The sequence below is a fragment of the Butyrivibrio sp. FCS014 genome, assembly GCF_000526935.1.
Lineage (GTDB): Bacteria > Bacillota > Clostridia > Lachnospirales > Lachnospiraceae > Butyrivibrio.
This window is the reverse complement of the sequence record NZ_JAHA01000003.1, coordinates 239630-251902: the sequence shown is the minus strand read 5'-3', so window position 1 is coordinate 251902 and position 12273 is coordinate 239630. Positions and strand designations below refer to the sequence as shown.

The 12273-nt window shown below is 45.9% G+C and carries 10 protein-coding genes; 2 read left to right on the top strand and 8 right to left on the bottom strand.

Going from position 1 to position 12273, the window contains the following annotated elements; translation table 11 throughout:
• The first annotated feature begins 140 nt into the window (after nt 1-140).
• Both T456_RS0101490 and aroA read left to right on the top strand, forming a co-directional pair.
• Entirely contained in the window at nt 141-1244 is a 1104-nt protein-coding gene (locus T456_RS0101490; RefSeq protein ID WP_024864584.1) for a prephenate dehydrogenase/arogenate dehydrogenase family protein, read from the top strand.
• A 23-nt stretch (nt 1245-1267) separates the two neighbouring features.
• The gene (gene aroA, locus T456_RS0101485) at nt 1268-2596 is read left to right on the top strand and encodes a 3-phosphoshikimate 1-carboxyvinyltransferase (RefSeq protein ID WP_035800941.1); all 1329 of its coding nucleotides are present in this window, start codon (nt 1268-1270) and stop codon (nt 2594-2596) included.
• Between the two features lie 44 nt (nt 2597-2640).
• Here the strand turns inward: aroA and T456_RS0101480 are convergent, their stop codons facing one another.
• From T456_RS0101480 to pheT, 8 genes are all read right to left on the bottom strand, one after another.
• On the bottom strand, nt 2641-3510 hold the full coding sequence (locus tag T456_RS0101480) for a hypothetical protein (RefSeq protein ID WP_024864582.1): 870 nt from the start codon (nt 3508-3510) through the stop codon (nt 2641-2643).
• 264 nt (nt 3511-3774) lie between these two features.
• On the bottom strand, nt 3775-4554 hold the full coding sequence (locus tag T456_RS20905) for a hypothetical protein (RefSeq protein ID WP_024864581.1): 780 nt from the start codon (nt 4552-4554) through the stop codon (nt 3775-3777).
• Between the two features lie 13 nt (nt 4555-4567).
• Nucleotides 4568-5548, bottom strand: a complete 981-nt coding sequence (locus tag T456_RS0101470; protein ID WP_024864580.1) for a sensor domain-containing diguanylate cyclase — start codon at nt 5546-5548, stop codon at nt 4568-4570.
• Nucleotides 5549-5557: 9 nt separating this feature from the next.
• Complete coding sequence (locus T456_RS0101465) at nt 5558-6742, bottom strand: nucleotide sugar dehydrogenase (RefSeq protein ID WP_024864579.1); 1185 nt, start codon at nt 6740-6742, stop codon at nt 5558-5560.
• Nucleotides 6743-7096: a PilZ domain-containing protein gene (locus T456_RS0101460; protein ID WP_024864578.1), complete on the bottom strand. Its 354-nt coding sequence runs from the start codon at nt 7094-7096 to the stop codon at nt 6743-6745.
• Nucleotides 7097-7174: 78 nt separating this feature from the next.
• Nucleotides 7175-8236, bottom strand: coding sequence for a tRNA preQ1(34) S-adenosylmethionine ribosyltransferase-isomerase QueA (gene queA / locus T456_RS0101455; protein WP_024864577.1), 1062 nt, complete (start codon nt 8234-8236; stop codon nt 7175-7177).
• A gap of 21 nt (nt 8237-8257) precedes the next feature.
• Complete coding sequence (locus T456_RS0101450; RefSeq protein WP_024864576.1) at nt 8258-9757, bottom strand: aminopeptidase; 1500 nt, start codon at nt 9755-9757, stop codon at nt 8258-8260.
• Between the two features lie 88 nt (nt 9758-9845).
• Nucleotides 9846-12266 carry a phenylalanine--tRNA ligase subunit beta gene (pheT, locus tag T456_RS0101445; protein WP_024864575.1) on the bottom strand — a complete coding sequence of 807 codons (2421 nt, stop codon included), beginning with the start codon at nt 12264-12266 and terminating at the stop codon, nt 9846-9848.
• Between the last annotated feature and the right edge of the window lie 7 nt (nt 12267-12273).

Below are 12273 nucleotides of genomic sequence, written 5' to 3'. Positions count from 1 at the left end.
ACTCTTAAAACAAGTAAAAACGGACGTTTTGCACAAATATAATTGTACTTATATTTCCTGCTCAAAGCGTTGATTTTCGTACATTAAAGTGATATAGTGGTGCATGAGACTTTACTTTTAACAGGGAGATTTTTTCAATAATGGACTCAAAAACCTATGGTTTTATAGGTCTTGGACTCATCGGAGGATCAATTGCCCGCTCTATAAGGCTCTTTTCCCCGGATTCCAAGATCATCGCATATACACCCCACAGGGAGACTGTAGACACAGCTTATGCTGAGAATATAGTGGACGTTCCTCTTTATTCCATCGGCCCTGAATTTTCCCAATGTGACTACATCTTTCTTTGTGCTCCGGTGGAGATCAACAACGAGAACCTCAAGATGCTGGTGCCCTACCTTGATCCCCACACCACTGTCACGGATATAGGCAGTGTCAAGACAGGGATACATGAGCTGGTAAAAGAGCTGGGGCTTTCCTCTCAGTTTATCGGCGGACACCCCATGGCTGGAACAGAGCGCATAGGCTTTGGCAATTCGAAAGCCAAGCTCCTTGAAAACGCCTACTATATAATTACCAAAACAGAGGCCACCGATGAGGAGCGCCTTAAGGACTATGAGGAACTGGTAAAGAGCATGGGAGCCATTCCTCTCATCATTCCCTATGAGCAGCACGACTACATCACGGCGGCTATCAGCCATGTTCCTCATGTTATATCCGCTTCTTTGGTTAATCTGGTTCATGACAACGACGATCCGGATCAGCTTATGAAGACCATTGCGGCAGGAGGCTTCAAGGACATCACAAGGATTTCCTCCTCTTCTCCTGTTATGTGGAATCAGATCTGCAACACCAATGCTGACAATATCTCAGAGCTTCTGGGAAAATATATCGACTCTCTTTTCGAGATCAAACTTGCCATTGATGAGCACGATGAAGATAAGATACTGGATTTCTTCACCATGGCAAGACAGTACAGAGAGAGCTTTTCCGATATGGCCCGCGGGCCTTTAAAGACTGTCTACGACATCAGGGTAGACATCGACGATAAGCCCGGTAACCTGGCTAAAGTGGCGGTACTTTTATCTGATAATAATATCAACATCAAGAATATTGGGATCGTGCACAACAGGGAATACGAGCGGGGAACATTAAGGATCGAGCTTCACGACAGAAACGGGCTTGATAAGGCCCGGGAAGTACTTACCGGCAACGGCTACAACTGCTACTCAAGAAATACTTGAGCATTCACATTGGAGGATTACATATGATTGCTTTGGAAAAAGCAGCTCACCCGCTTAAGGGGGATATATTCGTTCCGGGTGATAAGTCAATCTCCCACAGAAGTATCATGTTCGGCGCTCTTGCCGAGGGTACCACTGAGGTTACCGGTTTTCTTAACAGTGCAGACTGTCTCTCCACAATAGACTGTTTCAGGAAGCTTGGCGTCTACATTGATCACGCGGTCCGCCCCACCAACGGAGTTCCCACGATTACTGTGCATGGTAAGGGACTGCACAACTTCAGCGCTCCCGCAACCACTCTTTATACCGGTAACAGCGGTACCACCACAAGACTTATGTCCGGAATCCTTGCTGCCCAGCCTTTTGACAGCATGATCACCGGTGACAGATCCATAGAAAAAAGACCCATGAAGAGGATCATCACTCCCCTCACCCGCATGGGAGCGGATGTGACTTCCGTTATGGGTAACGACTGCGCACCTCTTAGTTTCAAGGGCGGCAAGTCTCTTCACGGAATCAACTACAGAAATCCCGTGGCTTCTGCCCAGGTTAAGTCCTGCATCATGCTGGCAGGCCTTTACGCAGATGGGGACAGCGTAGTCTATGAGCCTGCCCTTTCAAGAAACCACACAGAGATTATGCTCTCCGCCTTTGGCGCAGACATTCACAACGAAGTTGCAAGGGACGGAAGCTCTGTAGCTATCCTTCACCCGGGAATGCCTCTTACAGGCCGTAAGATAAATGTTCCCGGAGACATCTCCTCTGCCGCTTACTTTATTGCAGCAGCCCTTATCGTTCCCGGGTCCGAAATTCTTATCAGAAATGTCGGGATCAACAAGACAAGAGCAGGCATCCTGTCCGTATTAAAACAGATGGGCGCTGATATTACCCTTGAAAATGTGGATGAGACTTCAGAACCTAAGGCTGACATCCTTGTAAGATATTCCGAGCTACACGGCAACGAGAATCACCAGTTTGTCATAGGCGGCAAGGAAATTCCCACTATGATAGACGAACTTCCCGTAGTTGCCGTTCTTGCAGCCACCATGGACTGTGATACCACAATAAAAGATGCAGCTGAGCTCAAGATCAAGGAGTCCAACCGCATCGACACAGTTGTAGACGGGCTTAAGGCAATGGGATGTGATATCGAGGCCACAGACGACGGAATGATCATCCACGGAGGCAAGCCACTTAAGGGTGCCGACATCAACTCCCACGATGACCATCGCCTGGCCATGAGTTTTGCCATTGCTGCTCTTGCAGCAGAAGGCACCACCAGAATCATCGGTGATGAGTGCGTTGGAATCTCCTATCCCACATTCTTTAAAGATTTACAGGGATTATTGTGAAAAGGAATGCCTTCCCCGGACAGGGGGAGGCATTTTCTTAATTCTTACCATTCATCGTCAGCGACATCAAAATCATCGGAACTAATGTAATCATCATCAAACTCATAATCTTCTAAATCATTATCTTCCAGTCCTACCACGAAGTCAGAATCCGAAAAGTCTTGTGAAGGTTCATCATCTTTTTCGTCAGGAGTATGCGTATCGAAGTACTCGAAGTCCTCGTCAGTAAGTGGATATATATCAAAAGAATACTTGAAAGCTTCCATGAACTCATCCGCCTTCTGCGGGCAAAGAGCCTTTATTCTGTCTGTCATCACTCCCTCTACAAAATTGACATAGCCTTCTGCTGCTTCTTTGACGTACTGGCGAAACTCTTCCTTACTGTAAGTTACTTCTGCCCATTTATAGTTATCATCGCATATTACAACAACCTCACCATTAAAGCTGACTGTTGTCCATGGATCATGTCCCATCCATGGACTATGGTAATGCAGCATACCATATAGAATTCCCATGGCCATCTCAGTTCCGCAGCAGCACCCTGTGTCCATACATTCTTCAATATCCCAGTCATCTCTTTTATTGTAGAATGTCAATCCTCCATCCATTATTGCACGGCCACTACTCAGCTTTTCGATGATCTTATCAATATCCTCCTCCATATTTCCCTGAGAAGGTTCTTTTACGTTGGTGAAATATAACTCGTTGATCAGTGCGTCGACAACTTCTCTTTTTACTTCTCCATTTAAAAAATATTGAAAAGAAATGTTTTTGTTAAAGCCAAGCCACGAAAGTCTTCGTCCGCATAATTCATACCGATTTCTGAACATGACATAGATACCTGACTTCTTTATCCTGTTAGGGTTGTTTCTACGTCTTCTTTTTGTAATGCCTTTAATACGTTTATTTGCCATAATAATATCCTCCCTATTATCAATCATTTATAGGTGTTTCCTGCATCCACTATTCAGTTTTCAAGGTACAAAAAAGACATTTGGGTATAGTAAGGCCTATGATGAAGAGGCTGCTAATAGCCCTTTCAATACAAGCCCCAATATATCCCAAATGTCTTCACCTAATTCTCAGTAGATCAATTCATATGAATACTATATGGCAAAAAAACTATCGGAACAATAAACCTCCGGTTTAGTAAGTATATTGCCCGGCAAGTATGATGTTTACTCTGCGTAATAAATAACTCTTCCATCCGGCAAAGTCATGCCGTTTGTCATGTTCCCATATCCTGCAAAACCTCCCATTCCGTCAGCAAAGCCTGTCTGTCCATCCATTGTCAGAATGCACCACTGATGTCTGTTCTGATTCTCGTTGGCATGAGTCCAGGTATATCCCATATAATCAAGGATTCGTCCCAGTGCCCTTGTGGAGCCGGCACAGGTATAAATACCTGCAATATATACTCCGGCCGGCGAACGGTAATACTTGGTTGAATCCGAACCGTACTGACATACACTGCACATAAGTGCCACAGACTGTGCGGCAGCGTTAACCCTTTGAAGATCAGTTGTATATGTGGGGTCTGCCATGATGCTGTCTGCTATCTGCTGTGCGTAAGTATCCGAGGCTTTGACTACATCTGCAGGAATCTTAGTGTAGTACTTATGGGTCTTATTGGCGGCAGCTAAGGTCTTACTTGTAACCTTGCCTGCCGAAGTACCTGCTATAACAGCCTTTTGCGCGGTGTTATTTGCTCCTGCAGGCGCCACAGGATTTCTCCCTTCAGCCTTTCCATACTGCATATAGTGCTGCCACAAAGCAGCCTCGCTATTACCAAGAGCAGCAACCACATCAGGATAAGCCGATGCATAGTACTCTGCGTCAAACATGGTTCCGTCAGGCATTTCCTTAGGTGTTGCATAGGCATCGACTTTGAAAATGCACAAAATGACTGCAACAGAAACAAAGGTCAGTAATACCCTGTTTATGCGATAATGTTTCATGAAAACACCTCCTTTAACGCTTGTACGGATCAGTCTTCTCTTTCATCTCATACATCTTCCCGTCAGCGATCTCAATGTATTTCTCCATGCTGTCCGTATCCCCGGGGATATCTTCAAAGACATAGCCGTAGCTGGCTGAGATTGTATAAGGATGGTCGTGGCTTTCGTTGTAATCCTTAAGGTACGCCTCCAGTTTTCCACCCATCTCATCGGGTTCTTTGCTGTCACTGCTAAGGGCTGCAAATACTAAAAGCTCATCGCCGCCTGTTCTTATGATCCTGGCATCCGCAGGCGCAGATGCTCTGAGGGCATCTGCCACGGTCCTTATTCCTATATCTCCGGCTTCGTGACCGTAGGTATCATTAAGGTGCTTAAGACCGTTTAAGTCCAGCACGCATACAAACAGCTTCTTATCCGGATTTTTGGCTTCCTCCAAAGTAAAGGCTTCATAGTAGTTAAAGCCCTTGCGGTTGTAGCAGCCTGAGAGAGAATCAGTCATGTTCTCTTCAAAGAGCTCATGATATTCAGTCTCTAGTTTGCAAAGAGCCCGCAGAAGTTCGGTATTCTCCCTGACCTCTTTCTCCTTGCTGTCGTGAATATCCTGTATCAGGAAAAGATACTCCTGCCCCGCGGCACTTCCCCTTGCTTTCGCATTACATATGGTTATCCTGGACCAGTAGTACTTGGAATCCTGATGCCTTATGCGGCACTCCGCAGAAATATGTATCTCTTTGGACAAAGCCTTGTGAATCTCCTCCTGATCCGCCAAAAGAAGGAATGCCTCCCTTTCTTCGGGATGGATGTTCTTGTACATGTTGTTGCACAGTACAGAGAATGCATCCCCGTCCTTTATTGCAAAATGAGAAAGCTCTTTTTCCCATTCATAGACATGGCAAAAAGAGCTTGTATCCTCCACCAGGACGATGGCCTGGTAGAGGTTTATCATCGCATTACTGATCGATATTACATCCTTGTCAGTTATTTTATTGTTCATAGTCCTGCCTTATTCGTTACCAAACAGATCTCTGGTATACACCTTATCTACTACGTCCATAAGTTCGGGAGTCAGGCGGTTAGCGATGATGAAATCGCACTCCTTCTTGAAGGTCTCAAGATCCCGCTCCACTCTGGAGTTGAAGAAATCCTCCGCATCAAGTGTGGGCTCGTAAACCACGCACTCTATTCCTCTTGACTTGATCCTCTTCATGATGCCCTGAATGGCTGACTGTCTGAAGTTGTCTGAACCGGCCTTCATGGTGAGCCTGTATACACCAACCTTCTTGGGATGAAGAGCCCAGATCCTGTCGGCAATAAAGTCTTTCCTTGTTCTGTTGGCATCAACGATGGCTGTGATCAGGTTATTGGGCACATCCTCGTAGTTGGCCAAAAGCTGCTTGGTATCCTTTGGAAGGCAATAGCCGCCGTAACCAAAAGAAGGGTTATTGTAAAAATCACCGATCCTGGGATCGAGACAAACACCGTCAATGATGTTCCTGGTGTTAAGTCCCCTCACCTCTGCATAGGTATCAAGCTCGTTAAAGAAGGATACTCTAAGAGCAAGATAAGTGTTGGCAAAGAGCTTAACGGACTCAGCCTCAGTGGTGTTCATGAACAAAACATCGATGTTCTCCTTGACTGCACCCTGCTTTAGAAGATCCGCAAACAGGTGCGCTCTCTCCTCAGCTTCTGCGCTTGTTATGTCATAGCCCACAATGATCCTTGAAGGATAGAGGTTGTCGTAAAGGGCATGTCCCTCCCTCAAAAACTCCGGTGAAAACATGATGTGATCTGTATTGTAGGTCTGTGAAAGTTCCTCGGTATAACCTACCGGTATTGTTGACTTTATGATGATATATGCATCAGGATTCTCTTTCCTTACCTGGTCCACAACGCTTACCACCGACGAAGTGTCAAAGTAGTTAAGCTTCTCATCATAGTTGGTCGGAGTGGAAACAATGACAAAATCCGCTCCCTCAAAAGCGTACGAGGCATCAAGTGTGGCCACAAGCCTCAAGTTATCCTTCTTAAGGTATTCTTCTATCTCCTTATCCACAATGGGTGAGCGGCGGTTGTTGATCATGTCTACCTTCTCAGGTATCACATCCACTGCCACAACATCATTGTACTGGGACAAAAGAACCGAGTTTGAAAGCCCCACGTAACCTGTACCTACTACTGCTATTTTCATTTAGTGTTTTTCCTGTTCTTTCAATTGATCTTCTACTGTCTCGTAGACTTCTATTCTCATCTTGTCCGTATCGGGCATTCCGATGAAGATTCCGCCATAGTGGAAATCATTGCCCTCCTTGGATGCTCTTACGATCTGAATAAATACATGAAGAGTCTCCTTGGTCCAAAGGGTTAAGTTTGCCTCATAGTTGTTGCCTATGGTAAGCTGCGCATCGGTTGTAAATCCCAAACCGTCTCTTGAACAGTCATGGATCTCGATCTGTGCTGATGTTGCCTCACCTGATCCTCCAAGCTCTTTAAGGATGATCTCGCCTGCAAGTTCAAGTCGTTTATGTTTTCTCTTGTCTTCCATAATGCACCCCCGTATAAGATTAGTTAATAATGCCTTCTACTAACCATTGTAGCACGAAGCTAAGGCAAAATCTAATTTTCACTTCTTTTCATCATAGAAAAAGCAGGCGTCGCCGAAGGAAAAGAATCTGTACCTCTCCCTAATGGCCTCTTCATAGGCATTCAAGACATGCTCTCTGCCTGCAAGAGCCGACACCAGCATGACCAGTGTGGACTCCGGAAGGTGGAAGTTGGTGATAAGGCAATCCGTAACCTTAAACCTGTATCCCGGGTAAATAAATATGGATGTATCATCACTGCAGGCGCTAAGATGGCCGTTTTCATCCGCTGCGCTCTCAATGGTCCTGCAGCTGGTTGTGCCGACACAGATAACTCTATGGCCTGTCTCTTTTGCCTTATTGATCTTATCTGCGGCTTCCTGAGTTACCTGATACCACTCGGAGTGCATGTGGTGCTCTTTGACATTGGTAACCTTAACGGGTCTGAAGGTGCCAAGTCCCACGTGAAGTGTAACATAGGCAAGGTCCACTCCCTTCTCCTCAATCTTCTTAAGAAGGTCGTTGGTAAAGTGAAGTCCCGCTGTCGGTGCAGCTGCAGAGCCGTCATATTTGGCATAGACAGTCTGATACATATTCTTGTCCTGAAGCTTGTGGGTGATGTAGGGAGGCAGCGGCATCTCGCCAAGTCTGTCCAGAACCTCCTCCCAGATTCCCTCGTAAAAGAATCTCACAAGGCGGTTTCCCTCATCCACAATATCCATTACTTCCGCAGTAAGAATTCCGTCGCCAAAGCTGACTCTTGCGCCGGGACGGAGCTTCTTGCCGGGTTTAACAAGGCACTCCCAAAGGTCCGCTTCCTTCCTCTTAAGGAGCAGGATCTCCACCGCTGCTCCCGTGCCCTCTTTCTGGCCCAGGAGTCTTGCGGGAATAACCTTGGTGTTATTAAGAACAAGACAGTCGCCGGGCTCAAGATAGTTTATTATCTCGCTGAAAATGTGATGTTCAACGTGCCCCGTCTTCTTGTCCATGGTCAGAAGCCTGCACTCATCTCTCCTTTCAAGGGGATCCTGGGCGATAAGCTCCTTTGGCAGGTCAAAAAAGTAGTCTGCCGTACTTAAACCTATTTCTGTATTTTCACTCATTTGATATTTCTTTCTAAATAATTACTGGTTTCTGAAATCAATGTTCTGAAGGAAGGATACATATCCTCTGTAAGCTTCATAAAGGTCTGCCTTGCTGATAGCTTCCCATGGTGCGTGCATGTTAAGAACAGCAACGCCTGCATCAATAACATTCATGCCATAGAGAGCAAGGATGTAGGCAATTGTTCCGCCGCCGCCAACATCAACCTTACCAAGCTCGGCTGTCTGATAAACGATCTTGTCCTTCTCGTAAGCCTTTCTGATCTCTGCAATGAACTCAGCATTGGCATCGTTAGATCCGGACTTACCACGGGAGCCTGTGAACTTGCTGAATACAAGTCCGCCTCCAAGGTAGGAAGCATTCTTCTTCTCAAAGCAGGATGCGTAGCTGGGATCAAAGCCTGCGTTAACATCGGATGAAAGCATGCAGGAATTTGCCAGGCATCTTCTGAGAGCCAGATCGCTGTAGCCTTCCTTTGTCAGGTTCATAAGCTCTGCAACCGCATTCTCAAAGAATCTTGACTGCATGCCTGTTGCTCCTACAGATCCGATCTCCTCCTTATCTACAAGGATGCAGCAGGAAGTTCTCTTTACATTCTTGACATCGAGAATGGCTCTCATTGAAGGATAAGCACATACTCTGTCATCATGGCCATAGCCAAGGATCATAGATCTGTCAAAGCCGGCATCTCTTGCCTTACCTGCAGGAACGATCTCAAGCTCGGCTGAGATGAAGTCCTCCTCTGTTATTCCGTAGAGGTCGTTAAGGATTGCCAGGATTCCGCGCTTAACTGCTCCTGAAACCTTGCCGCTCTCATCCTTCTCTGCCTTCTCTGCATCTACTGCGTACTGCTCACCTGCTGAGAGCTTGGTGTTCTTCTTTTCTGCCTTTTCCTTCTCGTCCTTCTCGATAACAAAAGGTCTGTTTCCAACGATAAGATCAAGGGCTTCACCTTCGATTACATTTGAAGCCTTCTTGGCCATCTGCTCCTGGGCAAGGTGAATAAGAAGATCTGATACGAAGAATACGGGATCGTCCTCATCCTCACCTACATTCAGCTGAACAGTGGTTCCATCGGTCTTAACGATAACGCCGTGGATAGCAAGGGGCATTGCAACATACTGGTACTTCTTGATACCGCCGTAGTAGTGTGTATCAAGATAGGCAATGCTGCTGTCCTCATAGAGAGGATTCTGCTTAACATCAAGTCTGGGTGAATCAATGTGTGCACCAAGGATGTTCATACCTGCTTCCAGTGGATCTGATCCTATCTGGAACATGGCAATTGACTTGTTCATCCATACGGAATAAATCTTGTCGCCCTTTTTGAGCTTGGTCTTTCCACCGATAAGGGTGTTGAGTTCTCTGTAGCCTGCAGCCTCGATCTCATTGACAATTGTATCGATGGCTTCTCTCTCAGTCTTGGAATTATCAAGGAATACCTTGTACTGATCGGCAAACTTGTCTACAGCCTTAAGCTGAGTCTGATTATAGGTTGTCCATACATTTTTTCTATTCATAAAAACTCCTTTCGAATTAAAAATAGTCATTGCTAACACGAGCAATGACTATTTTAACACCTGCTGCAGTTTCAATCAAATTATCTTATCAGCTGCGGATTTCGATTCCCATGGTAAATGAGAGTTTTCTGAGCATCTTATCAACAAATCCGTTTATAGCCTCATCTGTAAGCTCTTCATCCTTAGGTGTGAAGGTAATTGTAAAGGCCATGCTCTTCTTGGTGGGAGGAATAGGAAGTCCCTCGTATACGTCAAAGAGCTTAACGTCTGTTACATATTTGCAGGAGCCGTAGATGGCATCCTCAACCTCACCGCAGGTAACGGTCTTATCCATGATAAGAGCAAGGTCACGCTTAACGATCGCAAACTTTGAAAGAGGCTCAAATACAGGAGTCTTGCCGTAATACTTATCAAGGATCGAAAGATCGATCTCGCAGATATATGCGGGAATTCTCATATCGGTCTCATCCTGGATCTCGTAAGTGATCTGTCCAAGGTATCCGACCTCCTCGCCCTCGCAAAGGATCTTTGCTGTTCTGTAAGGATGAAGGAATGTCTTTGTTCCCTGCTCGTACTTAAAGCTAATGTGAAGTGCATCCGCAACGTTCTGTGCAAGTCCCTTTAATGTGAAGATGTCCTCATCCTCGCCGAAGATACCGATGCAAAGTGTAGCCTTCTCTTCAGGATACTCGGTAAGAGGAAGTGACTTGGGAACAAATCTGTTGCCAAGTTCAAACAGTCTTCCCTCAAGGGTGCCCTTCTTCTGGTTCCTTGCAATAGCATGGATCATCTGAGCTGCAAGAGTTGTTCTCATAAGTGAGAGATCTTCATTTATGGGGTTAAGGATCCTTATGGCATTTCTTTCAGGTGCATCCTCGGCAAAGCCAAGAAGATCAAGATCGCTGGGTGAGAAGAATGAGTAGTGCATTCCCTCAAAGGCGCCCTGGGCACAAAGTGCACGCTTGATCTTAAGCTCTGTCTTCTGCTTTAAGTTCCTGCCGCCAACTGTAACGCTGCAATCCTTAAGGAATGTAGACTTAACATGGTCATAACCGTACATACGGATAAGCTCTTCCGCAATATCCGGATAATCTTCCATATCCTCACGATATGCAGGAATCTTAATGGTAAGCTCATCTCCGTTTATTTCAGGCTCGAAATTCAGGTTTGTGAGAATTCTCTTTATCTCATCTGTGGGAACCTCAATACCGAGAACTCCGTTGACCTTCTCTATGGAAGCCTTCATCTCTTTCTTCTCAAGGCTGTTGCCGGTATTGATATCAACGTGGGTCTTTGATACCTTACCTGCGCCAAGCTGTTCAATAAGGTGAAGTGCTCTCTTCATGGCGATAACGGTTGTATACTCATAAACGCCCTTTGAGAAAGCAGCTGATGAATCAGAGGACTGTCCCAGTGCTCTTGAGCTCTTACGGATATTGTCACGCATGAACTTTGCAGCCTCGAAGGTAACTGTGGTTGTGGTATCACGGATCTCTGAGTTAAGACCTCCCATGATACCTGCAAGAGCTACAGGCTTAGCACCGTCACAGATAACAAGATTGTCTGTTGTAAGTTCAAACTCGTTCTCATCAAGAGTTACGATCTTCTCACCCTGCTTTGCACGTCTTACAACGATCCTGTTTCCCTCAAGGAAGTTGCCGTCAAAAGCATGCATGGGCTGACCCAGCTCTCTCATGATATAGTTTGTGATATCAACAATATTGTTGATGGCGTTATTGCCAACCATAGCAAGCCTTCTCTTCATCCACAGAGGGCTCTCGGCAAGCTTTACGTCATATACATAGTGTCCGATATATCTGGGACAGAGATCAGGATCCTCTACTGTTACGCTGAATCCCTCATTCTCAACGTCTGTCTCCGTGTAGGACAGGTCAATCTCTTTTAAAGGCTTATCAAGTGCAGCAGCGACCTCTCTTGCAAGGCCGTAGATGCTCTGGCAGTCAGGTCTGTTTGCAGTGATTGAAACATCAAAGATCCAGTCGTCAAGGCCAAGAAGAGGCTTAACATCGATACCAACCTCTGTATCCTCGGGGAATACAAGAAGTCCGTTATAGCCTGCTCCGGGATACATATCCTCGTTAACTCCAAGCTCAACACCTGAGCAGAGCATACCTTCTGAATCGTAACCGCGAAGCTTGCCCTTCTTGATGGTTGCAACACCGATAACGGTAACGTGGTCTCTCTCTGTCTCGATAACTGTAGCGCCTACAAGAGCAAGAGGATACTTGCCTCCGGCCTGAACGTTGTCTGCACCGCAGACAACCTTAAAAGTTCCATGCTCACCTGCGTTAACTGTACAGGCATGGAGGTGGGTATCAGGAATTGCCTCGCAGGTTTCAACCTGTCCGACTACAACATTTGATATGTCTTTTCCCACTTCCCAGCACTCTTCTACCTCGAAGCCACAGTCGAAAAGCTTCTTCTCAAGTTCTTTTGGTTCAATATCTATATCAACAAAATCTTTAAGCCAACTTAAAGGTACTAACATTTTCGGT